Raw genomic sequence first — 24,395 nt, forward strand, 5'->3', positions numbered from 1 at the left:
GTTCCTAATTTTGCGCCGTCATGTCCTTGTGCCGCTTGTACTGTGTTTGCGATTGCTTCTGCTAATTTTGTCATAATTCAAAACTCCCTTTATTTAGATATTTTTATAATTAAAATCCGAATAGTTTACTTAACACACCTACACCGTTTTCTACAATGCCTACGATGCTTGTTCCTAATTTTGCGCCGTCGTTATTAACGCCAGCTTCAACAGTATCTTTAATTGCTTTGATTAAACCTTCCACGATAAACACTCCTTAATATTTATTGTTCAAAAGTTACTTTCAAAAACTGTTGTCATTGATATCGTGTTGTTTATCTATCGTTTTGTTATCTATACTATATAACTTGTACGCAATTATTTGGAGATTTGTTCTTAATTAGACAATTAGAACTCAAAACTGTAAAATCGCTTACAAAATTGAACAGTTAGGCACACTAAACTGAATTGCATTCAATTTAATAGTCCTTGTCCCTTTAACTTATTGATCATTAAGTTGATTTTATGTTTAATAACACTACTATAGTGAAAAATATAAACATTTTTTATAACATAGCTATTGCTAATTACTGATTATTTAGCTATAATAATTCTTGTGTTAAAAAATGTCCTGGTAGCTCAGCTGGATAGAGCAATGGCCTTCTAAGCCATCGGTCGGGGGTTCGAATCCCTCCCAGGACGCTAATAACCAAAAATTAAACACTTTTTAAAATTAAGAATCCCATAACGACGGGGTTCTTTTTATTTTGTCTATTAATAACACACCATATAAAACCAATTTTTAGGGACTTTTTAGGGACCCGAGTCCCTAAAAAAATCCGCGCTCAATAAAGAACGCGGACAAAATATTAGAAAGATCTATTTTTGGAAGGTGGAACTAAATAGTTCCAATAATAACGCTAACATTTTTACGAATAAAAAGCCACGCTCTTATGAACGTGGCTAGTAGAATATAGTATCGATAAGACGTTATCGTTAGGTATATTATAGCATAAAAATAACCGTACCAGTTAAGATACGGTTGATACTCATTTCTAATTTAGAAAGACATTAAATTATTTACGAATTCATCTTTGATTTCATATACTTTTGGTCTTTCTTTAATTTTCGTTAGCTTATCTTTATGCTTTTCTATAATATTATCTAATTTTTTTCTTCCAAAAGGTAAATAGTCAACTAATTCTGGAAGACTAAGTCTTGTATATTCACTACCAAAGACCTTATCTTGTAATAGTACAAATAATACGTTGTTTTCATGTTTATTTATATTTAGATCTTTTAAACCTTCATATAATTTTTCAATCATTTCAATATTTTCTTCAAATTGGTCAATAGCGCTTGATTGCCCCTCAATTATTAAATCCAACATTACATTTATAAAAGAAGTAAGTTCTCCTTTGTTAAAAAATTCAGAGGTCGCTTCGAATGCTTTATCATACTTGTTCTTGTTACGATTTATTGTATAAGAAAATGTCAATGCAGTAACGTGTTCTAAATGGTCATTAAGTAATTTTGCTATTATAAATCTACCCAGTCTCCCATTACCATCATAAAACGGATGTAAGTACTCAAACATAAAATGACTTGCTAATATCTTCAATAATTTTGGAGCCTCATAATAATTAATAAATGTAATAAGCTTGTTTAAAAATTCAATTATTTCATATTCCGAATACTCATTTCTATGCAACCATTTTTCTCTCGTGAGATCCCTAACACCTACTCCTTTATTCCTAAACATTAATCCATCTGGACGATCGTCCTCTTCTATTTCTTTCGATAATAATAAGTCATAAGCCTTTCTGAAATCAGCTACTTCATTGAACTTAACTTCTTCATCGCTTAATAATAGAGCATATAAATCAACCAATCCTTTAAATCTTTTATTACTTTTCGTATTAGTTTGGTTTAATATTGCCGCTAATTCTTTTTTAGTACTTTTTACATTTTCTTTTTCATTTGTACTTTGTAATTCATTTATTAGTAATCGTTTAAGATATGAAGATGTAGCAACACTAGGTTGGCTATTCATTAATTTATTAATTTTACTTGAATTCATTAAAATTTTTTCTGATTTTATAAACAAATCTTTACTCGGACAGAAAAACAAAGGATACTTAGTGCTTCTTATTTGAACTTGATTTCTAATAGGATTAATTTCAATACCAGTATTATATGTTGTAAAATGATTTATTCTTAACTGATATTCATTTTCCATAATTTGATCTCCACTCATATGAAATATTGACTTTAATGTTTTATAGTTCATAACACTTCACCTTTTTTCTCTTTTTATATCATTATATCGATTTATGTTATAAGTATTTAGTCTATTATAATACAAAACTATTATTTATGATATATAGAGTGTAAATCTTATATCTGTTTTTTTACATAAAAAATAAGGCAACCGTCGCAACAGTTACCTCAAGTACACTCCGCAGATATGTACCGCAATTTGTAGTTAATTATAACGCGTTTAGCAATTATATTAGAACTAAAAAAGGACGATCTTTAAGACCGCCCTACAAAAACTGATAATAACGTATCAAGTTATACATTAATTGTCAGCAAACATACACATCTCTTTCTAACTATAATAATACACATTGTTTTATATAAAGTCAAATAAAAAAACCGTCCAGTGGCATGCATAGACGATTAGATGGATTTTTCAGTTTTTGAAATTTCTGTCGTTTCATAATTTTGATGCATGTTCTCATATTGTAACATAATAATACCACCCAGTGACATGCATAGGTGGTTATTAGGAACATAACAATTCATGAATTTAAAACAGCATTGATAATTTTATAGCATGTAATGTACATCATAACACAAAAAAACAGGGCAGTCACTAGGACTACCCCTTGCCAGTGTCTCCCAAGCGAAATCCAAAGGACTTGTTGGTACCCATTTACATTTTAACAAAAAATAGGACAGCCGAAAGGACTACCCTGAAAAGAGAAAAAATAAGAATCTAAAATATCTTATAACTAAACTGGATTGAAAACTATAAATAGCTTAACATATTATTTCCGCTTAATGGAACCGCAAAACTATTTTTTACACAAAAAAAGAGGTAGTCCCCACAACTACCTCTAAATAGAGAAAAAGTAACTATCTAAAACATCTTATAACTAAACTGGATTGAAATCCATATATAATATAACACATTATTTCCACTTAATGGAACCCCAATACTTCTCTTTTTTAATTCTTTCTTGCTTATCTGTTATCTTACATAATGCACAGTAGAAATAACCTAATGATGGATTAGTAGGATATTTGAATTTCGCCCACCAATAGCCATCTTTTTTAGTAATGCTGACAAAGTCTACCCATTGATTTGATAATAACCAATCAGAACTTGGAACTACAGAACCTTTCAAGCTTGGACTACGTCTTACTTTGATTGTTGTATTAGTAGTAAATCTGCCTTTCCAATTCCATGTGATCTGCTTTTCTTTCTTTTTCTCTTTTGATTTCTTGAGTAATTTAGATTCTGCTTTCTTGTTACTAAAATTAGGACGTACAAACCACATTTGTGTGTCGTATTCGTGTCTACGACGTGTAACGGTTTCCCAACCAGTTCCATTATTGATTGGTCCACTTGTCCAACCACCACCGAGCCAGTTTTGCTCAAGTACAACGATGTAGTCAAGTGTAGCCTCAACGACCCAAGCTACATGACCCCAACCATCGCCCATTTGTTCTCCCCAAACGACTAAATCGCCTGGTTTAGCTAAAAAACTAGGTGTGTTTTTATATACTGTAGCCTCATTTTTAAACTTATCTTTATTATAAGCATTAAAAGGAATGTCTTTCGCTCCATTACCTTTAAGACCATGACCAAATAATTTGTCCCAACCTACGTTTGCATAATCAACACATTGAAAAGCAGCGTATAAATCATAATCATATTGTTTACCTACTGTTGATTTTAGCCATTTTACGAATTCTTCACGTGTAAATGATGTCGCACCTTTTTCCTCTTTCATTGGTGTAGCTTTAACTTTTACGTTTTGTTTGTAGTATTTAGCTACTAACTTATCAAGATTTGATGTATTTCTACCATATCCCGACGCCTCTAATGCATTGCCTGGATCTTGTTTATCTGCTTGAATATCTTGATGTCCTGGCATTCTAGTTTTGTAATCAATATGCCAATACTCTGCAAGATATGCTAATACTCTAGCGCCTTTATCTAATGCTTTTCTACTACGTTCTTTATCACTGAAATAACATATTTCGACACCTATCGCTACATCATTAGCGTCTCTGTTGTACCAAATGTTATCTGTAGGGGCGTCATAGAGTACATGCCAAGCTTTCTCTGTTGTTGGTATACAAATGATACATTCTTTATCGTCAACGAATATATGAGCACTAGCTACGTTATTCCAAGGTATATTATAAGTGTTTTCATAATAGGTCACATTCGATTGAGCAGTTGTATTAATATTACCAGTATCATGTGCAACGATGAATTGTGGTTTTCCACCATCCATTGTTTCGCCATATCGGCGCGTTCCTTTTGTTAGTAATTGATATCTTACTTTAACACCTTTCCAATTCTCTGTAGCCATCTATAACACTCCTATTTTAAATTATTTTCTTTTAAGTATTCTTCTTGTGCTTTTGAATGCGAGTGAATAACATATGTGTTTTTATAGACGCCATATATCGCAATTACAAAAGGTACTATTGACGTAGCGAAGTTTTGCCATGCGTCTAATTTATCTGGCATTAAAAAAGGAACTTCGATACCACTTGCTTTTAATGCTAGGTATAAAGCCCCTAACATACCACCAAATAATCCAATATATTGTTTTAATTTATCTGCAGTCATTTGATTATCTCCTTTTGAGTAAAATAAAAAGCCGGCATAACGCCGACTTTACTTAAATAATATAGGTGCTAGTCCAATTGCTGCAGATAATAAACCAAATATTCCTGTTACAATTGCAGTAGCTATACCTACATTGAATGTTTGTTTTTTAGTTAATATTTGACTGAAACTTTTTATTTGTTCGTCGTGACCTTTAACTTCATACCTCAAGTCGTTAACTTCTGATACAAAATCTGTCATTTTATCACTAATCTTTTCTAAATGACTTTCTTGTTTCTTTTGTGATTCATAGGTTTGTTCTTGAATTACCGTTTGTTTATCCACTTTGTTATTCAAACTACTAATTGCCTCTGTGTGTTTTCTATCGTTCTCGTTGATTCTTTCATATATCTTACCTGTGTTACGCTCCCATTCATGTCGCAACACATATTTTTCATCGTTTTCGGACAATGCCTATCACTCCAAGCACACAAATTATAAAATTTAGCACTGCAAGTGTGGAAAATTGCAATGGTGTAAGCCAATTAATAGCATGAAATATACTTGCCGATGTCATTAAGAAGTAGAACAAACCATTACCTGCACCGCCCAACATAATTAAATAATTAAAAGTATTATTCATTTCTCTTTTAGGTAAGAAAAAAGGAGCGATGATCAACATTAAACTAAATACCATACCAAGAATACCCCATACCCAAATAGGCATGATGTTATGAAGTGCTACATAGAACTGTGAATCGTCTAATATATCTTCTTGTTCTTTTGCCCAAAAGAAACCTCTTTCGAACATCAAAATTCCAATACCCATATACAGAATAACTTTATGGATATAATCAAAATAAGTCTTTTTCAATTTAGCACCTCTTTGTTTCCAAAAATAAAACCACAAGCATTAAGCCTGTGGCTTGTCTATATACTTTTCACCTGTTATTAGTGCATAGTCAACTGTATCTAGAACTTCCATTTCCACATACCAATGTATGTCGTCGTTCGTTAAGCAATCCCATAAATACATTTGCTTAATTTCATTAAAAGTAGGGGAAATAAAACCATTATTTTTCGACATATTATGTGACCTCCAAACCTTTTTGTAAATCACTTAACTTATTTTTCAATGTTTCATTTTCTTTTTGTATCTTCAAAATTTTCATTGCATTTTGTACTGATTGTTTTTGAAGTGATGCGATCATTAATTTTAAAGAATCATCATTTGATAAATTTGATGTAGAATTTGTGGTCTGATTCGATGCCACACTTTCATTTTGATAATGTGGATTCATAACAATTTCATTAGGTTGATATAAAAAATATTTAGGCTTATAAAGTTGTTCAAAATTTTGAGGGACTATAGAATCTTCAACTTCAAAATCATTATTTAAACTTCCAACTTTTGCATATCCAATAATTTCATTATTTTCATTAATTAATATTCTCACTATTTATACACCCCTACAATTTTCTGAACAGTAAACTTGTTAGCATTAGCTCCTGAACTTGAACCGTCAATAATATTCATGTAATTATCCGAGTTAATTTTAAGTTGTTGGTTGTTAACTTTAGCTAAAGAGCACTCATATGTGCTTGTGCTAGTAGCATCTAAACCAACAATATTATCCAGATTCAAATTAATATTACGTGTACTTAATGGATTACCTAAAGTAACAAATTCCCCACCGGGAAAGTCGCCGTATATATAAAGAACGATAAAACTATCTAAAGGTTCACTTAAATTAATAGGAGTTCCTACACCATTCGCGTTCCCTTCAAATAATACAGTGTGGCGTTTTGAATATTTTAAATCTGTATAAACTTTTGCGTTGTTTTCAGCTGTATTTGCTTTGGCTTGTGAATTTTGAGGTGTTTCAACATTATTCGGATCTATACCAACTCGTTCCCAATCACTCCAACTGTTATAAAATCTCATGAGATATTGATCTGTTGAATTATATGGGCTAAAAGTAATTCGTTTAACACTAGTGTCTCTCATCTCCACTATTACAAACCCGGCTGTTGATGTAGCTCCAGAAATCGGAATATTTGTACAATAAAAATAACCAGGTGTTAAGTTCCTTAATTTTTCTAAATCGTTATTAAGATTTGTAAAGATACTTTTACCATCGGCTTCAGTCAATTTATATCTTTGCCAATTAGCAGTTTGACCAGTTGTAATAACTTCACTATTGCTCACAGATTTTTTGAAATCTTCAAATTTTGTATCAATATATTTTTTATCATCATCAAATTTCTTACTATATTGTGTGCCTTTTTCATTTATTTCTTTAATTCTATTAGAATGATTTGTATTATAATCACTTTCTTTTGTGGATATTAAATTATTTAGTGATAACAACCCTTGTTCAGTTGTTTCTTGAACTTTAGTAACATAATCATTCATATGTTCAAAATCATCATTAAGTTTTTTTATCATATCTGCTACTTCTGAACGCATATCAGAAAAGTATTTAATTTCTCGCAATTTATTTTCTGCGGGTAATTCTGCAATTAAGTCATTTTCAACATTAAAAGCAAATTTTCTTTGTACGACTACCTGTTCTTCATCTAAAGTAGTCACATAGACTTGACCTATCACTCTTGTTGCAATTTTCATAAATTCATCTGGTATTTTATAGTCAATAACACCATTCAATTCATCTACAAACTTCAATTTATCATCAACTAAAAAACTATCCTTTGATTCAAGCGCAATGAAAATTTTAATATTTTCTTCGCTCAATGCTAAAGGATAGTTATTACGTGTTATTTTAAATTGTAAAGTTGATGTGTCTTTATCTTGATTCCAAAATTGAATATTCAAATCCGTTAAACTTTGATAATACGCTGTTGTTTCTAAAGGAATACTCGCTATTTTATCCATACTCATATGTTAATCCTCCTTATACTGTAGTGCCTTGGAATAATGTCCAAGGAGAAGTCCTTTCGTTTTTATTCGCATTAAAATAAGCTTCATAACGCTGTATTGCAGCACCAGAAGTTACACGGTTCAATACTATTTTAAAAGTGTTTGCTGTTACACTTTCGATATCACACGTCCAACCAGCGACACCAGGATTAGGATGATCTTTAAGCTGGCTAGAACGAGAAGTATCTATATACCATCTTTTGTTAGTAATAATCCCTAATTGATTCATATTAGTTATAAAGCTAGGTACAGCTTCTGCTATACCATTTAAACTACTTGATTTGACATGATTCCAACCTGTTGTATTTCCATCTGTAGCGTTTAATCTATAAATTGAAACCATACGTTCAAACTTCATTAAATCTCTAACATAACTATTACGTGTCAACACTTGTTTAGTATCACCAGAAACATTGGAAGCCGAAACTTCTAAAAACCATCCTGCATCTCGCATTTCTGGTGGCACTGGAAAATCAGTGATTTTTAAAGTATCTGACGTAGTTAAATAATAATATCCCGGTTCAATGACATCGCTTATTTTTGTATATTCAGCAAGTGGATAAGTTTTAGTCCGACCCCCTGTTTCTGTCATTAAAACCGGCGTAGCTTGCGCTGTTAATTTGTCATACACATCGCGCATAAAAATACCGTGTATTTGGTGCGCACGATAATTGGGTGCACCTACAGTAACCCCCGCAAGCAAAGCTTTTTTTCCTGTTTCAATATCGTAATACATTTGTAAGCCTTCTGCTTCAGCAAAGTTACCAGGAAACTCATTTCCAATTTTTCCTATATTACATTCTTTTTGATACTTCTCTTGCCCAGTTTTATAATCAAAAACAGTTATGAAATTTGGAATAGCTGGGTCAGAATCACCTGAATACCAATAAATGTTTTCATCATCAAAAGTTATACCTTGCATAGGTTGTCCACTATCTCCATCACTATATTTAGCAGGAATATCCATTCTATACAATACTTTATCAATGTGATTATCAATATCTTCTATTTTTCTGATTTCTATATAATTACGTGCATTACGTGTTAGCCATTCTGATTTTGGATATTCTACACGGAACAAAATCAAACCTTCTTGTTCGTTTATTATAGGAGCAATATAAGGTAATTCTGGATGACCTGTAAATACTTCCTCCATGTCATATTCTCCGTATTTGATACTAATATTTGGTTTATATGTAAATCTAACCAATTTATGATAACCATCATTATCTAAAATATTAGTGTATATCCATAATTTCTCATCTATCCATCTATAGCCTAAATGCGTACCGTGTCCACCACCTACGATTTCCATTTGAGATAATAGTTGTCCATTCGTTTTCATTTTAGATAGTTTATAATTACTTCCAAATGCTTGTGTTTGATAAATAATTCCTGTGCGATTATCCAGGTGGAAAGATTGCATAACACTATTTGTCAAAGGCGATAAATTTGTAAGATATTGCCATGCTTGATTTGGAATATCAAACATAAATTCTTGTGCTAAAACTGTATTTTTTGCATCTTCAACCTCTTCCATAATATTATCTTTATTTAATTGATACTCTGTACTATCTGAACGCAAACGATCATATAAAGTTGGATGTTGATTACCTTTATTGTCAACGCGTGCATCTTTTACTTCTTGCAGACTGTCCTTACCTTTTGATAACACAAGATTGCTAACACGTTTATCTAAATCCTTTAATGCATTTCCTACATTGCCATTAACACTATGTTCGATTTGCTCCGAATTATGTGCGCTAGTTTCTTTGCTTTTATGGTAATCTTGATATTGCTTTATTTCGTTTGCAAAATCTTCAATTCGAACAAAATTTGTATGCAATTGTTGTCTAAAATCTTGTCCTAACGTGAGTGTTAAACTTTTTTGTAAGTTTAATTGTTTCATTTATTTTCCTCCTATAGCATTAATGTTGTATTGATAGGGAACCAATGGTTAGTGTCTATTGTTGTCTGCGTAGTTCCTTCTAAATCAATGTTTCCATTTGTTTGAACACGCCAACGTGAAAAGTTCAGTGTATTACTTACTTTTGTTGAATTTTGAACAAATGGTTGAGCCGATGTTATATAACTTTTTATAATATCCGGTAATGTTCCAATCGTTCCTGTTGCCTTAATCCCCTTCACTGCTCCTTTTAATGATAAAAAAGAAACACCTTTTATCGACATTAGCCGAACTTTAGGTGTTTCGCTTGAGCTATATGCGGTTATACCGTTTTTTAAATTAATATCTAACCAACCTGTATCAGTAACGATGTTGTTAATTAATGATTGCACTGTATTTATCTGACTTTGGACGCTATTTAAATTATTATTCATTGAAGATATATTATCTTGCAATCCCTCTAAATCGTAATTCTCAAAGTCATCTGGCATGCCGTCCACATAATTCACATGCGAAACAACATATACATTCTCCCCAGTTTTTGGATCTTGCATAAAAATTGCTGGTATTTCTTTACTCATCTACTAATACACTCCCTACCACGTTCGACATAAAATCGTATTTCATATTCTTATCGGTTGTCCAACTTCCATTGGCTATTTTGCTATTAGCACGTTTTATGCGTAAATTAATTTGGTTTTGTATGCTAATAATATCTTGTTTAGCATTGCTGAATTCGACTTCCACAGGCTTATTTGCTTTCGAATGATAACGTGTAATTTTAACAACTTTAAGATCACTGTTAAATTGCAATGGTTTGTGAACGAAACGAACTACATTATTTTCTGCAATATCATCACTAGTTATATAATATCTATCATCATCAGTACCTAAATAATTTGTAGCGAGTTCAACTGTAGGACTATCATTTAATTGTTCCATCATGCTTTTGCGTATTTGTGTTTTAGTTGTTGCATTATCATCGAACACAGTAGGTGCTTGCATCATCCCGAACGTATCAAAAGTAGGTGCTTTATATTCGTCTACTACATGATAGATATCTTCTCCTTTAAGTTCTGCTGTTAAGTTCAGTACATTTGTTTTTTCTGTTCCGATTAGTAAACGAGGTGTTTTCTTCTTATAATCTACACCTGATTTACCACCTTTAAATACAACTTTAAAAGAATGACTACCTTTTTCTAATCCTTTTTTTATAGTGATTTGATTAGTTTTTGAACGTTTACTGTATTGAGAATAGGTACCAACTTTTTTTTCGTCAAGATATACATCTACTACACCACCAAGCGACAATTGCTTATTTGTCCAAGTCAGAGTTTCATTTCCCCACTTACAATTAAATTTAATCGAAAAACTTGCTTCTTTTGTCTCTGAGTACCAAGTACCTTCTTTTTTAAAAGAACCAGATAATTTAAAGTCTTTAGGTTTTTTTGGTTGATAGTTTTTTGTCTCTTCTACTGTTTTCTTTTTGCCATAGCCCTTAATATAAGTTTTCAGATCTGTTGTGACAATATCACATTGTAATTCGTCTGAATTTGCCCGATAGATTATTGGTATTTGACAGCGTTTATAAAATGTGTCAGGTGTATAAAAATAAATTTTTTTATTATCTGCAAAATAAATATAATTAAACAATTCAGCGCCAGCAACAATAAACTCAATACCATTTTGACCTCCAAGTTCTGATACAGGTGCTGTTTGACTAAAATCTCCAACAATTTCGTAACTAAATCCGAGGTTATTATCTTTGAAACCGAATGATAAATAGGAATCTAAAATATATTGTGGTGCATTGGTTTCATCTACTTGTGAATCATTAAGAGTTTCTTTCGATATGTCTTTATCTACATAGTGATTTTGAAAGTCCATAAAAATATGCTTAGCAATCACATCATTAAGTACCATTTGGCTATCGTATTTAAGCGATGTAGATTTAATAACATAGTATTGTCCATTCTCAATAATATAGTTTTCATTAACTAACATATCGAATATATCTTCATTGCCGCTTGATTTATAAGCTGTGAGAGAGATTGAACGTTCATTATTTTTTTCATATTCATACTTAAATGTATCGTAATCGTAATCAGTTAAAATCTCAGCATAATTTCCTGCTTTATTTTCAACCACAAGTTCTTTCATACTCTCACCTACCTATAAATAAAGTTAAATTCAAATTCTGCATACACATTTGATAATCCATTGCCTTCAATTTCAATATTGTTATTACCAGGTGCAAGTGTTATCCAGTCATAATTTGTATCAATACCAATACGATTATTACCTATTATCGGATGTACACCATTTAAAGCTAGTGTTTGATTGGATTTCAAAACACCATAATAAGTGAACGACTCATTAGTATGATAATTATGCATAGTAAAACCATTCGGAGCATCTGCTTTAATACGAATAATTAACTTATGATTAAGTGGATCAATAGTATCAGATGATCCATTATATATGACAAAACGTTTACCATTTTGCCTATAACTAATGTCGTTATCTGTAATAAGTCCATTGCCAAACTGCCATTCATCATTTAAGAAATCGACACTTAATGTGTCTTTAAGCGACTCAGAATAACCTTTATAAACGACGAATTTAATTTCAAACGTCCCGTATTTGCTAAAAACATCAGTAATAGCATTTTCATTACAGTACACTGCATACTTTTTACCTGGCATATCAGAATGAACAATATAATAAGGGTCTCTTCTAAATAAGAGACCCCTTAATCTTTGTTTGAATAAATTATAATCTTCTATATCGGTTCCAATATATGCAAACCTTAATACTAAGTTAAAAGGTCCAAATGTACTGGCCCCAAGTGCTACACCATCTTTACCTTTACGTTCAAGTTTATTCACTTGAACCTCAACACCTTCTTCGTCGTAATCCAAGAATTCTAAACCAGGTATATCTGTGAGCGTATAATCAAAATCATCATTAAACATTCTTACTATCTTCATCAAATTAGAAGGCACCTCCTAAACCTGTATTCCAACCACCTAATTTAGTTCGTTTGCCCTGTCTCTTACTTGTATTTCTTTCAATAGGTTCACCATCTAAATTCAAATTTTTAGAAGCAGTCTGTTGGTTATATACTTCATTATTACGACTTGAATACAGTAAATCTTGCATTGTATATAACATTTCTTTCAAAATGCTGTTTTGTTCTTTTAATGTTTCGTTATCATAGGCTTGTTGTTGCAATCTTAGTTGGTCGGCTTGTGCTTTTGCGTTAGCTTGATTTCTCAATTCATTTGCGTATAGAGAAATGCCTTCATACACAGCACTTTGAGTTTTATTGAATATATCACTCTGTGCGATTTGTTTCATCGCGCTAATTGATACATCGTTAGGTATTACTGTTTCGCCACCATGCATTTGAATAATTTCTCCGCCTTTTTCAAACACAGTGTTATAACCTGCACGAGCATTGTTGGTACCTTTGGCATAACCATGACCATGACCGATAACACCTAACATGCTACCTCCATAACGAGATTTGGCATATGCAATACCAGCAATTAAGTTATCTAAACCGTTTAAGATATTACCGTGACCTGCTTTTTTAAATGCTCTGAACGTGGAAGGTGTTACCTGTACTAAACCTTGTGCTTCATTACCACCACTGTTGACATCATGAATACCTTGATGAGCGCCTGCATTACCACTAGATTCTGAATCAATCTGTCTAATCCAAGCGTTCACATAACTTGAAGACGTTGGCAATCCATTAATTCTTAAGGCTTTCATTACTTCAGGACGCCATGCACTTGCAGCACGACTTCCTCCAGATTTACCTCCACCACCATTGTGAGTTTTAAGCCATTTAACAGGGTCAATAGGGTGACCGTTTTTATGCATTTCATAGTGTAAGTGAGGTCCTGTACTTGCTCCGGTATTACCAGAAATACCTAAAACTGTTCCTGGTTGAACATGTTGACCATTTTTAACGAGCCATTTACTCAAATGCCCGTAAATAACCTCTAAAGCACCACCGACAACTGAAATATAGTGACCAAAACCACCTGGCATTTCTTTTGTATGAGCCGTACCACTAATCGTAGATTGTACTTTTTCGTAATGATAAGGTAAGTCGATACCTGGATGCGCCCAATGGAACGGATAACCTGGAGGCGGTCCATTTGGACTATAAGGTGTTCTAATGTGGTCAAGATATTTAATGTAACCACCGTCGCCGTCGCCACCAGATTCAGAAAACCAATCAGTTACTTTATCAATAGCGCCTTTTTTAAGTTTACTGAACATACCTTTCATCATATTAAATGGTAATTCAGCTGTTTCACCTATATTAAAGGCACCTAAATTGATACCAAAGATATCGAACACTTTTTCAACTAATTTACCTGGTTTTTCCATCCAGTCCATAACATCGCCAATGATTTTACTAGCTGTTTTACCAACAGATTTTGCCCAATCAACACCAGTGCCAACAACATTAGAAGTAGTTTTCTTAACTGAGCCCCAAGCACTTTGAATTTTATTACCAACATCTACCGCATAATCATTGCCGTGTTCTTTTTTCTTACCTTTACCACCTTTTAACAAGTTAGGCACTATACCTAAAACACCAGTACCACTTGCGAATCGTGGCATGTTTGCTCGTTGTAACATTGCATGTGTTTGAGCACCATTGTATACTTTTGAGCCTTTAGGTAAGAACGCCGTTGTATCTCTATTTGGTGTAATAGCAACTTTACCGTTAGGATATTGGATAGCTTCATGTCTAAATCCACCAGGGCCATTACCTTTACCTTTATCCCCCACAGTGGCAAATGTATCACGAGCAATGGCGCCATTCTTAACTACGTTCGTTGTAGTGTTAGTATGTTCAGTACCTGTATGTAATTTAATTTTAGGTAACTTATCCATACCTAATTTACCTGCTACCCAGTTAACACCATCGATTAATTTATTTAAACCACTTTTCACACCACCAACCATCGTGTCAATAAATGATTTAATTTTATTGATGATTGGAGATAAAGCGTCTCTTAATTTACTAAATGCATTTGTTACGTTATGCCATAGTGAAACGGCCATGCCAACTGTGTTATCTTTGATAGCCGACCAAGTATGAGACATGAAACTTCTAATAGCACTAAATATACTCTTAGTGCTTCGAGATAAATTATTAAACCGATTTACCGTTGAATGCCATAAACCAGTAACAATAGAAACCACTCTATTTTTAAGAGAATTCCACAATGATACTACAAAGTTACGTAAACTATTAAATATCGAACGGACACCACGAGATAAAGCGTTAAATGTATTTCGTACATTCGCCCACCATGATCTAACTATTGAAACCACTCTGTTCTTCATGGCATTCCAAATACTCACTGCAAAGTTACGTAAATTGTGAAAAATCGCTCTTACACCACGAGACAATGCGTTGAAAGTAGCACGGTTAGCGTTCCACCACGACCTTACAATCGCAACTACTCTGTTTTTCATAGCATTCCAAACACTAACGGCAAAATTTCGCAAGTTGCTGAATATTGCTCTTACGCCTCTTGATAAAGCGTTGAAAGTATTTCTAACACCTGATGTAATACCTCTAACTATCGCTAGAACTCTGTTTTTCATAGCATTCCATATAGCAACTGCTACGGTTCTAATAGCACCAAATATTGTTGATACAACTCTTCTTAATATAGAAAATTGCAATCTAACACCTGCAACATACACGCGCACAATCGTTAATAATGCGGCTTTCATACCATTCCAGATTGCGACGGCCGAATTTCGAATACCGTGCCAAATAGCACTTAAAACATTTCTAAGTGCTTGAATTGGGTGTTGGATAGCGAATTTAATTCCGTTCCATGTTGCTACTGCTGCAACTTTCAATCCATTCCAGATAACAGTAGAAGCAGTTTTTATACCATTCCAAATGCCAATAATATAAGGTCTTAAGAATCCAAATACTGATATCGCCGTACGCTTAATCGCATTCCAAGCACTAATAACAAAGTTTCTAAAGGTAGCATTGTTTTTCCACAAGTAGACAATCGCACCAACTAAAAGACCAATACCCGTGATAACCCAACCAATAGGACCACTCATAAAGCGTATTGCTAATCCTAATCCTCTTGTAGCGATTGCTGCACCTTTAGTAACTCCAGTCCATAAAACTGTTGCTGCTGCTGCGATTCTTGTTCTTGCAGATTGCAATAATTGAGCTGTGGAAAGTGAGGCGATAGCGAAACGATAGCCATTTGCAATAGCTCGACCAGTTGCAGTGATACCATTCCATATGCCTTGTGCTGCACTTGCGATTTTAGCTCGTCCTGCTTGTAATAGTTGAGCAGTACTCATACCATTTGTGGCATACATATAAGCTAGTGCTACTGATTCTGCACCAGAAATAACACCACGATATACAATCATGACACCTTCAGCCACTTTTGTTGCAGCGCTCCATAATGTTGTGGCAAGCGTTACGCTACCCATTACTGCTCGATAAACACCCCAAATTGGTAATAATGTGGCTAAAGCACCACCTAATACTGATAAAACACCAACTGTTCCACCTAAAATGCCGTTACCTTTTGAGTGTTCTGCAATCCAACCTGTCACAGCTGTTGTTATTCTAAGCATTAAAGAACCAACAGGTGCCATGCCTCTTACTAAAGCGACAACGATTGTTCCTAAGTTTTTAAGTAACTGCCAAACTCTAGGACCATTTTCATTAATATATCTTAAGAAATTTTTAAAACCCTCAGTACCACTTAAATTATTTGCCCAATCTTTAAACGTCTGAGTTACACCAGCCATTGCATTTAAAGCGATATGAGACTGACCACTAAACGCAGTGAATAAACTCAACATACCACTGAATACATTACTGAATATTGTGCCCACAATGGGAAGATTCGTTTTAGTATAACTAATAAATTGGGCGATACCATTGTCTGTAGTAGAACTGTTAGCCCATGTTCTGAATTTTTCAGATAAACTATCTATACCAGAACCAACCCAAGAAAATAAAGGGCCGAATTGACTAAACATGTGTGCAATACCATCAGTAACATTCATACCTGCTTTAAGTAAGTTATTAAAAACAGTAGGGCCTATGGTATTGATCATTCTAAATGACGCAGTTGCATTTTTAGAAGACTTAACCCAATTGAGCATTTCTCCAGACATTCTCGATATACTATTAGACGTTTTAGTAATGAAAGGATTGAATTGAGTTAATGAATATTGAGCAATTCTAATACCATTCGTCATAGTATTAAAAATGTTAGCTTGGTTAGATTGAACTAATCCTTTCCATTGGTTCTGTAAACCATTTAAGGCAGTTTTATAGGTTGAAAGTTCACTTGTTGCACGCATTTCTCCATCTTCAACCATCTTTAATGCAGTTTTAGCTTGAGCACCAAATATAGCAATTGAGCCTAGAGCGACGCCATAGGCACCACCTAAACCGATTGCAGCACCACTTAATGCAACTGTAGCACCACCAATACCGGCTATAGCTGTTGTCGCAGAACCCGCAATAGGAATAATTGAAGAAATATTCGAAATAACAAATCCAGTAACAACACCACGTGCTAAGTAACCTAAATTTCTAAATCTATCTCCAATTTGATCTATTTTTTGCTGTGCTGCGTCCATACGCCCCATAAAGTCAGAGCCGAACAATTTCATTCGTCCAACTAAAGTCTGTTGCATTTCTAATTGCCTTAACTCATCTGTCATCTCATCAACGCGACCTTGCGCAGTTTGAAAGGCAATAGATTCTTGAATTAATGAATTACGTACTTTATTTGCTGCAACACTATTCATGCCTTGTGTACGTTCAACCTCTTTAAGATTATCTTTCAACATACTTAAATTGGCGTCAGATTTTTTCAAGTTATAATCCATTAAATTGAGTTGTTCACGATAATCTTTAATAGATTTCTCCGAATTTTGAAATTCTAATGCGTTTAATTTTGCTTGATCTCTTAAACTACGAAGATTATTTTTAACATCATCTGTAGAACGTCCAAATTGTTTATAGGCAGTACTTGTTTCACTTAATTGTCTTTTATATTCACTTAATTGACTTTCGGATTTCTTGATGGTTGCACTCGCACGTTCAATTTTTAACTTTTGTTCGTCCGTTGCCTTACCATTCTTTTTAACCTCATCAGTTAACTGTTTTAAAGAACTTTTTCGTTTATCAATCAATGCTTCTTGAGACGCAATCGCTTTACTTAAATTCTTCTCTCTATCTGCTAATTCATCCACTGAGAGAGAATTTTCTTTGAAAGCTTTTTGTTGTGATTTTAAAGAACGATTAATACTTTTTAATTGATTTTCAAGTGTTGTTTTGGAGGCTTTCAATGGGTCAACATCAAGTTCGACTTCTGCACCTAAATTAAATTCTGCCATTTTTCCACCTCCTTATTTAAAACATTTTCATTGCTTCTTCAGGACTTAGTGCGCCTGATTCAGCTCTTTCAACCTTTTTCTTCTTGGCTTTCTTGCCATAAATTTTATTGAAGTCCTCAACATAGATTGCATCCACTTCATGAGGCTTATATTGACCCTCTTGTACTAAATTTCTATAAACATCATATATATCTTCGACTACTTCGCTTGCGCTTTTGTTCTTGTTGATGTTGTCTTTTTCTTTGCTTGCTTTCCCGCTTGCTGTTGCCCGAAGATTTGTTGATATGCGTCTCCAATAGATCCATCAACCATTAAACCGTCTAACAATTCGTCATAAGTAAATTGATTATCAAACACACTCAATAAAAGACTTGCAAAGTCATCGAATAATTCAACATCACTTGCCGGTTCTTCTTTTTCACCAAATTCTTCTAATGATTTTTGAAGTTCATCAAAGCCTTCCATTTCTTCAATGTCTACGCCTTTTTCTTCTGCCTCATCTTGCATTTTTTGCATTTGTTGATAATAAACATAGCCCTCAGATTGGAATTTAATTTGTCCTTGCATTTTTTCTTCAAATTCGGCTTGTTTGCGTAAAGCGCCTAAATTTAATTTGTCTTTTACGAAATTTTTGTTTTTACCATCGATTTTTAAAGTGATTTTTACCATTTGTTAATTCCTCCAATAAAATTATTTATAAAAAATAGGCGGTTGTTACACCGCCTTAAAATGTTACGCTACAGGTTTTTCTTCAACTGCTGTAACTGCATCATCACCGTGGATTAATTTTAAGAATTTTTCTTCACTAAATCCTTCTGTTTTATCGTGTACACGAACGAAAACGACACCATCTTCACGTGGAATAAATGTACCTTCTAATTCGTTTTCTTCTTTTTGTTCTGGTTTTTCTTCTTGAGTTTCTACTTTAGAATCTGGAACACCGAAGTTACCACGAGTGGCACCCATATAGATGAATGATCCATCGTTACATTTATATTTCCAAGAAACCGAAACATATGGTGGTACTAAATCTTTAGAATAAACTTCCATACCGTCACGAATTTCCACACCTAATAAATTAGCGCGCTCTTCACTTGATAACTCCATGAAATTACCTGTAACTTTAGCGCCTGTGATACCAGAGTTTAATACTAATGCTTTCACATCATCTGCATATACAGACTCTTGGTCTGATTCAAGTTCTAAACCAACCTCTTGTAATCCTGGTAATTTTGTTAATTTTCCAGGTTCATCTACACCATTACCGATTTGTTTTCTCATTTGGAAGCCTTCGCAACCAATAACTACTTTTTTATTAGCCATAATATATTACTCCTCTTCATTAATTAATATTTGAAACTTAAGCATGTTGTTATATAAATTAAATTCATCATCTTTATCCATCACTCTGTCGTAACACCGACCATTTTTACTTTTAATGATATTGATAACTTGATTACTTATTTCATGCACAGTGTTTAAAGTGCCACCAAAAACTTCGACGGCAAATAAATAACGATAATGATGGCTATCACTATCGTTGTATAAATCGTTATTCATATAAATTTCAGTAAGTCTTATAAAAGGGGTGCTTGATTCTTTTTGATACTCATCAGGAATATCGAATGTGAAAATTAATATTTCGTCAGTCTTTGAAACACGATTATCTTTCATTAGTTTTAATAATTGCTCATCTTCACTTAAAAGTACGTTCATTCTCACAAGTGGATGTTCGTTAACCATTAAACATCTTCCTCACCGCATTTTCATAAATTGCAAGAATAGGTGCTTTGCTCATTTGAAATGAACGTTCTGCGAAATGTTGGGGACGTTGTCGAACCGTACCATGAATTTTTGTACCTACATCAGGAAAATGGATATACCAACCATTATCGCCTTTTCTTGAAAATCCCACTTCTTTTGTTGGTGATGAACGATCTTGTAAAAATCCTGATGTTTTGATTACTTCAATAGCATGAGTATCATGCGTTTGTTTTGCATGTACTGGTGTGTTTGCACGTAAATTACTAGCATATACTTTCGCAGCATCTGTGGTCGCTCTTTTTGCAAATTTTTCACTATTTACAATTAATAAGTTAATTTTTCGACTAATATCTGCGTCTGTATCATATTTTTTGTGTGCCACTATTCGACCACCTCACATTTAAGCATTATTCGTTCTAAATCTTGATAATCTGTTTCAATGTTTTTGATTTCATAAATCTTATTTTTAAATTCAACTTGCATTCCTGATTCAATTTTCACACGTTGTTGATAACGAATGATAAAATTGATTGCCTCTCGCCTTGCCTCTAGGTCCTGTTCTCTAAATTCTTTTATTGTGGTTTTTGACACTTCGCAAAACGGTGTAGCAACAACTGAATTTTCTTTTTTATACGAACCATCACGTTGCCTATTATTGACTACTTTTAAAATTTTAATTCGGTGTTTAAGTCTGCCGATTTCCATTTTGCATACTCACCCCTTAGCGACTGAATCATCGAAAGAGATGATGCAGGAATTTCAGTTTTATCAAACTGTGATGTTATAGAACGATTTTCATAATGATGTCCGATGTGGTTGATGACTGCTAGATTATAAAGTGCATTACCTTTATAAAATGAAGTATCCACACCGAACCCCGTAATAGCCCCCTGCACTTGTCTTTCAGCAGCAGGAAGTAAAACATTTTCAATATAGTCGTCGTCAAAGTCGTGGTCGATACGAATACCAATTTTAATACTTTCGATGTCTAAATCTAGCATTCAATCCACCTACTTTTTATCGTCTTTGATTCGTTCTAAAAAATGACCGTCAAAACCTTTATCGGAAAGTGTTTTTTTAACTTCTTCTGAACGTTTGACAGTCATTTCAACTTCGTCATTCACTTCTAAATCTCTATCTAATTCTTTATCTCTATATGCTTTTAAAACTTTGAATTTAGCCATTTAAATGCCTCCTATTATGCAGTAGGTGTAGCTTTACCTGTGTTAAAAGTTACGAAGAAACCTGCATTTTTATCTGCTTGTTTAACGTCGAAACGGAATGCGCCCATTAAGTATTTACCGTAGATTTCGTTTTCAATCCATTGAACAGAAACGTCAGTACGATCTGCGAATAAGACACCTCGTTTTACATCTCCAATGAACGCTAAAGCGTCGCCATTTTTACCTAATAAGTCATCACGTACCACTGTAACGTTCATGCCAAGTAATGTGTTACCTGAAGTGTTGATGATTGAATCGTTTAATAAGTAACGATCGTTTTTGTCTTTTAATGTATCAACCGCTTGGTAGAAACTTTGAGTACAAATGATTTGACGGTCATAACCAGGGTCTAATTTAACATTAATAATTGCTTTTAAATCATCCACATTAGATACAGTTGTTGGATTAAACGCTTTTAATACTGTTCCGATTTTTTCGTTTAATGTATTGATTTTTTGTTCGTTGATATTTTCAGAAACAATTTGAGTTAAATTTGCAACTGAATCGTCAAGTGCCTCTTGTGAAATCGGAATTGCGCCACGATAAGTTTCAACCTCCCAATTAATCGTTTCAAATTCTGGACGTGCTAACTCTGGGTTTTTCTCTAATTCTGCAACTGTATTGAATTTAGCATTAGCACGTTTTAAGATTGGATATCTACCTGATGCAGTAGTAACTTTCGTTTTTTGTACTAATTCAGATAAATCTTGTACCGTTTTTACTTCTTTTTCTGGTTGATATTTAATATCTTCCGGAATCGTAACGCCGACATCATCAGATTTTACGTTGTCACGTTTTGCTCCTTTTGATTTCATGTATTCTGCAAAGCCTTGCACAGCTTCATTTGTTTCTTGTTCATTTTTAATTCTCATTCGTTTCGCTCCTTTTTTCTTTTCAGAGTCCAAATCTTTTTGGTTTGGTTCTTCAACATCTTCAACTTTTTTATCTGCAGGAGATTCTGTTTCTGAATCTTCTTTTGGTTGATTAGTTTCTTCAGTTTTTTCTGGTTGCTCTTCTTTTTTAGGTGTTTCTGTTGGTTGCTCTGTAGATTCGTCTGCCACTTTAGCGTCCTCCTTCGTTCCTAATTCAGATTCATATTGGTCTAATTGGTCACTAACCTTTTCTAATTCTTCTAATGATTGTTTAGAACTTTCAATTTCACTTTGTAACTGTTTTGCTTTTTCAATATCATTATCTGCTAAAGCTTGTTTAGCTTCATTGATAAGTTCTTGAATTGAACTTTTTAAATCATCTTTCTGATTCTGAACTTCAGCCATCAAATGACCTCCTCTTATAAATTTTGTACATAAAAAATAGCCTTACGTGTCTAGACGTAGGCTTTCTAACTCAAGTGCTATTTGAATCTTTTGCTTTTCTTTGAACTCTTTGAGTCCTTTATTACGTTGAGCCACTTCAACTGAAGTATCACGATAAGCGGGGACAGTAACAACACTCACCTCGATTAACTCATCGATTTTATTAATTGTTTGAACGTATTGACCATCAATGACTTGCCATGTTCTCGATTCTTGGTTATCCGGTGGGAGTGTATAAAAGAAACTACATTGATTTACATTACCAGCCTTGATATTTTCATAAATATCTCTAGCATAGCTCGTGTTAGGTAAGTAGCATTTAAAGTACAAACCTTTGTCATCTACAGTAAGCTCAAGTGTGCTTGATTGCGTACGACCAATCACATAGTTAAAATCATGATTAATTAAACACTTAACATCACTGACATCCACATCGTTTAATGCTTGTGGATTGATAATTTCTCTAAATCCACCTAAATCTTCACTTATCGTATTGAAAAGTATTGCGTATCCCTCAATTACCATATCTTGAGTAGCATCAACGTTACTCATTGCCATATTCATCACCCCCTTGTTGAGGTGCTTTGTTCATACTCGCTCGTATTTTCGCGTTTTGATACTCTTCTAAACTATCAAGCGGTATTCTGTTAAGGTCAACAAGTGTTTTATCTCCGTTATTAACAGGGTCAAATCCAAATACACTTCTTGCTTCATCGATAGTAATAATCCCTTTTTGTTCTAACTCAGTGTATTTCTTAAGTTTAACTTCAGGATCACTATCTATTAATCTTGATTCATCAAATGTGAGAGACATCAGCGGATTAATATCTTTAAATATCTTAATTTCTAACTCTGCAAATATCATTGAGAAGAGAGGATATAAAGTACTCTGCAAATACTCAATATTTGCTTGTGTAATAGATGTATTGACCAACTCACTACTCATTTTTGATAGTGGTAAGCCAAAGGCTTTAGCAACTTGTTGTGTGCTAAATTTATAACTGTTTAGGAAGTTTAATGCCTCTGTAGGAATAGCAATACGCTCAAACTTCATTGTGCTATCAAGTGTTATTAAACCACTATTACTACGAGCTAAACTGTTCTCAAAATCATCTGTGATTAAGTCTCTTTCTTCTTGCGATAATCTCGCGTCTTCTAGTGTTAATACATTGGTAGAAGTACCGCCGTTTTCAAAGAAGTTTTTCAAGAAACTTTTAGAACCTTGTGAAATAGCCACCTCATGCATTAATGAATAGAGTGGCGAATAGCCATGAAAACCATCTAACGTTGTATATCTAAAATGTAGTATTTCATCTGGCGTCACTTTCACACTATTACCGTTATGATCTTCAGTAATATTATAGAAAAGTTCACCATCTTGTTCCTCAATAGAAACCAAACTATTATGTAAGAAATAAAGTTGCGTTGGAACACCTGTCTTTTTATCTCTCACAATCTCAACATAAGAATTTCCATTTAAAAGCATATTTGCGATAATAATAAATTTAAAATGCCAACCTGGAAGCTCCCCATCTGGCGAATCATTTATCAATTTCAATATACGATTATATGCTTCATCTGTTTCATGACCTTTAGTCATAATACTCGTACTTGCGATATCTTCCGAAATTACTTTAACGGCTGTAAAGACATCACTGTTTTTTAATGCATTAATACCTGTATAAGAAATATTCAAACCATGTTCATTAGCATATAAAATACGTCTCAAATCTTCGTTGAATCTTCTATCATTTGATGTAAAACCTAAATCAAACAGTGCCATGTTTTTTAATCACCCCCTTTTCGACTTGGTATGAGTTGATTGATTAATACACTAATAACAATAAGCATTAAACCTAATACAATAAAAGCTAAAGCTGTTGATATTAGTAATAGCCCATAAAAAATAGCCACAACTCCTAATAAAAATAAAACAATAATTAGAAACGCAGCTAATAGCCTTATCTTGTCCATTTTT

The 24,395-nt window shown here is 33.5% G+C and carries 26 protein-coding genes and 1 tRNA gene; 1 reads left to right on the forward strand and 26 read right to left on the reverse strand.

The features are described from left to right. Together ACZ267_RS04605 and ACZ267_RS04610 are read right to left on the reverse strand one after the other, a co-directional pair. Nucleotides 1-74, reverse strand: a 74-nt coding sequence (locus ACZ267_RS04605; protein ID WP_242244583.1) for a beta-class phenol-soluble modulin, incomplete at its 3' end; no start/stop codon positions are given. 35 nt (nucleotides 75-109) lie between these two features. Next, nucleotides 110-244: a beta-class phenol-soluble modulin gene (locus ACZ267_RS04610; RefSeq protein WP_002450639.1), complete on the reverse strand. Its 135-nt coding sequence runs from the start codon at nucleotides 242-244 to the stop codon at nucleotides 110-112. 363 nt (nucleotides 245-607) lie between these two features. Between ACZ267_RS04610 and ACZ267_RS04615 the strand changes: the two genes are divergently transcribed. After that, nucleotides 608-681, forward strand: a tRNA-Arg gene (locus ACZ267_RS04615). A 358-nt stretch (nucleotides 682-1,039) separates the two neighbouring features. Here the strand turns inward: ACZ267_RS04615 and ACZ267_RS04620 are convergent. The 24 genes from ACZ267_RS04620 to ACZ267_RS04735 all read right to left on the reverse strand — a co-directional run bounded on the left by ACZ267_RS04620 (nucleotide 1,040) and on the right by ACZ267_RS04735 (nucleotide 24,391). Then, a complete protein-coding gene (locus ACZ267_RS04620) occupies nucleotides 1,040-2,269 on the reverse strand; it encodes a Fic family protein (protein ID WP_079449223.1) in 1,230 nt (409 codons plus the stop codon). Nucleotides 2,270-3,176: 907 nt separating this feature from the next. Then, the gene (locus tag ACZ267_RS04625) at nucleotides 3,177-4,589 is read right to left on the reverse strand and encodes an N-acetylmuramoyl-L-alanine amidase (protein WP_079449222.1); all 1,413 of its coding nucleotides are present in this window, start codon (nucleotides 4,587-4,589) and stop codon (nucleotides 3,177-3,179) included. A gap of 11 nt (nucleotides 4,590-4,600) precedes the next feature. Next, complete coding sequence (locus ACZ267_RS04630) at nucleotides 4,601-4,852, reverse strand: phage holin (RefSeq protein ID WP_015365107.1); 252 nt, start codon at nucleotides 4,850-4,852, stop codon at nucleotides 4,601-4,603. A 48-nt stretch (nucleotides 4,853-4,900) separates the two neighbouring features. Next, nucleotides 4,901-5,302 (reverse strand): hypothetical protein, encoded by a 402-nt coding sequence (locus tag ACZ267_RS04635; protein ID WP_046464354.1) that lies wholly within the window; start codon nucleotides 5,300-5,302, stop codon nucleotides 4,901-4,903. Beyond that, nucleotides 5,286-5,705, reverse strand: a complete 420-nt coding sequence (locus tag ACZ267_RS04640) for a hypothetical protein (protein ID WP_047210501.1) — start codon at nucleotides 5,703-5,705, stop codon at nucleotides 5,286-5,288. Before ACZ267_RS04640 ends, ACZ267_RS04635 begins: the two co-directional genes overlap by 17 nt. Before the next feature lie 39 nt (nucleotides 5,706-5,744). Next, complete coding sequence (locus ACZ267_RS04645; RefSeq protein ID WP_078103901.1) at nucleotides 5,745-5,918, reverse strand: XkdX family protein; 174 nt, start codon at nucleotides 5,916-5,918, stop codon at nucleotides 5,745-5,747. Nucleotide 5,919: 1 nt separating this feature from the next. Continuing rightward, complete coding sequence (locus ACZ267_RS04650; RefSeq protein WP_047210502.1) at nucleotides 5,920-6,288, reverse strand: DUF2977 domain-containing protein; 369 nt, start codon at nucleotides 6,286-6,288, stop codon at nucleotides 5,920-5,922. Continuing rightward, nucleotides 6,288-7,733, reverse strand: coding sequence for a BppU family phage baseplate upper protein (locus tag ACZ267_RS04655; protein ID WP_047210503.1), 1,446 nt, complete (start codon nucleotides 7,731-7,733; stop codon nucleotides 6,288-6,290). Before ACZ267_RS04655 ends, ACZ267_RS04650 begins: the two co-directional genes overlap by 1 nt. A gap of 13 nt (nucleotides 7,734-7,746) precedes the next feature. After that, nucleotides 7,747-9,681: a phage baseplate protein gene (locus ACZ267_RS04660; RefSeq protein ID WP_047210763.1), complete on the reverse strand. Its 1,935-nt coding sequence runs from the start codon at nucleotides 9,679-9,681 to the stop codon at nucleotides 7,747-7,749. Between the two features lie 11 nt (nucleotides 9,682-9,692). Beyond that, the gene (locus tag ACZ267_RS04665) at nucleotides 9,693-10,259 is read right to left on the reverse strand and encodes a hypothetical protein (RefSeq protein ID WP_047210504.1); all 567 of its coding nucleotides are present in this window, start codon (nucleotides 10,257-10,259) and stop codon (nucleotides 9,693-9,695) included. Then, nucleotides 10,252-11,838, reverse strand: a complete 1,587-nt coding sequence (locus ACZ267_RS04670) for a prophage endopeptidase tail family protein (RefSeq protein ID WP_079449173.1) — start codon at nucleotides 11,836-11,838, stop codon at nucleotides 10,252-10,254. The genes ACZ267_RS04665 and ACZ267_RS04670 overlap by 8 nt, the downstream gene beginning before the upstream one ends. Before the next feature lie 8 nt (nucleotides 11,839-11,846). After that, nucleotides 11,847-12,668: a phage tail family protein gene (locus ACZ267_RS04675; RefSeq protein WP_047210760.1), complete on the reverse strand. Its 822-nt coding sequence runs from the start codon at nucleotides 12,666-12,668 to the stop codon at nucleotides 11,847-11,849. 4 nt (nucleotides 12,669-12,672) lie between these two features. Next, a complete protein-coding gene (locus tag ACZ267_RS04680) occupies nucleotides 12,673-18,114 on the reverse strand; it encodes a peptidoglycan DD-metalloendopeptidase family protein (protein ID WP_079449174.1) in 5,442 nt (1,813 codons plus the stop codon). A gap of 198 nt (nucleotides 18,115-18,312) precedes the next feature. After that, on the reverse strand, nucleotides 18,313-18,783 hold the full coding sequence (gene gpG, locus ACZ267_RS04685) for a phage tail assembly chaperone G (protein ID WP_079449175.1): 471 nt from the start codon (nucleotides 18,781-18,783) through the stop codon (nucleotides 18,313-18,315). Nucleotides 18,784-18,846: 63 nt separating this feature from the next. Then, a complete protein-coding gene (locus tag ACZ267_RS04690) occupies nucleotides 18,847-19,437 on the reverse strand; it encodes a major tail protein (RefSeq protein ID WP_079449176.1) in 591 nt (196 codons plus the stop codon). A 6-nt stretch (nucleotides 19,438-19,443) separates the two neighbouring features. Further along, nucleotides 19,444-19,857 carry a hypothetical protein gene (locus ACZ267_RS04695; RefSeq protein ID WP_047210752.1) on the reverse strand — a complete coding sequence of 138 codons (414 nt, stop codon included), beginning with the start codon at nucleotides 19,855-19,857 and terminating at the stop codon, nucleotides 19,444-19,446. Then, nucleotides 19,850-20,260 (reverse strand): HK97-gp10 family putative phage morphogenesis protein, encoded by a 411-nt coding sequence (locus ACZ267_RS04700; RefSeq protein ID WP_047210751.1) that lies wholly within the window; start codon nucleotides 20,258-20,260, stop codon nucleotides 19,850-19,852. The genes ACZ267_RS04695 and ACZ267_RS04700 overlap by 8 nt, the downstream gene beginning before the upstream one ends. After that, a complete protein-coding gene (locus ACZ267_RS04705) occupies nucleotides 20,260-20,583 on the reverse strand; it encodes a phage head closure protein (RefSeq protein ID WP_047210750.1) in 324 nt (107 codons plus the stop codon). The genes ACZ267_RS04700 and ACZ267_RS04705 overlap by 1 nt, the downstream gene beginning before the upstream one ends. Further along, on the reverse strand, nucleotides 20,544-20,879 hold the full coding sequence (locus ACZ267_RS04710; RefSeq protein WP_047210749.1) for a head-tail connector protein: 336 nt from the start codon (nucleotides 20,877-20,879) through the stop codon (nucleotides 20,544-20,546). Before ACZ267_RS04710 ends, ACZ267_RS04705 begins: the two co-directional genes overlap by 40 nt. A 9-nt stretch (nucleotides 20,880-20,888) precedes the next feature. Further along, nucleotides 20,889-21,062 (reverse strand): hypothetical protein, encoded by a 174-nt coding sequence (locus ACZ267_RS04715; protein ID WP_171991407.1) that lies wholly within the window; start codon nucleotides 21,060-21,062, stop codon nucleotides 20,889-20,891. A 14-nt stretch (nucleotides 21,063-21,076) separates the two neighbouring features. Beyond that, on the reverse strand, nucleotides 21,077-22,378 hold the full coding sequence (locus ACZ267_RS04720; protein WP_079449177.1) for a phage major capsid protein: 1,302 nt from the start codon (nucleotides 22,376-22,378) through the stop codon (nucleotides 21,077-21,079). Nucleotides 22,379-22,420: 42 nt separating this feature from the next. Beyond that, nucleotides 22,421-22,975, reverse strand: coding sequence for an HK97 family phage prohead protease (locus tag ACZ267_RS04725; RefSeq protein ID WP_058714782.1), 555 nt, complete (start codon nucleotides 22,973-22,975; stop codon nucleotides 22,421-22,423). After that, on the reverse strand, nucleotides 22,962-24,200 hold the full coding sequence (locus tag ACZ267_RS04730; protein ID WP_047210746.1) for a phage portal protein: 1,239 nt from the start codon (nucleotides 24,198-24,200) through the stop codon (nucleotides 22,962-22,964). Before ACZ267_RS04730 ends, ACZ267_RS04725 begins: the two co-directional genes overlap by 14 nt. 5 nt (nucleotides 24,201-24,205) lie before the next feature. Continuing rightward, on the reverse strand, nucleotides 24,206-24,391 hold the full coding sequence (locus tag ACZ267_RS04735; RefSeq protein WP_047210745.1) for a hypothetical protein: 186 nt from the start codon (nucleotides 24,389-24,391) through the stop codon (nucleotides 24,206-24,208). Between the last annotated feature and the right edge of the window lie 4 nt (nucleotides 24,392-24,395).

Source organism: Staphylococcus sp. AC872, assembly GCF_979255425.1.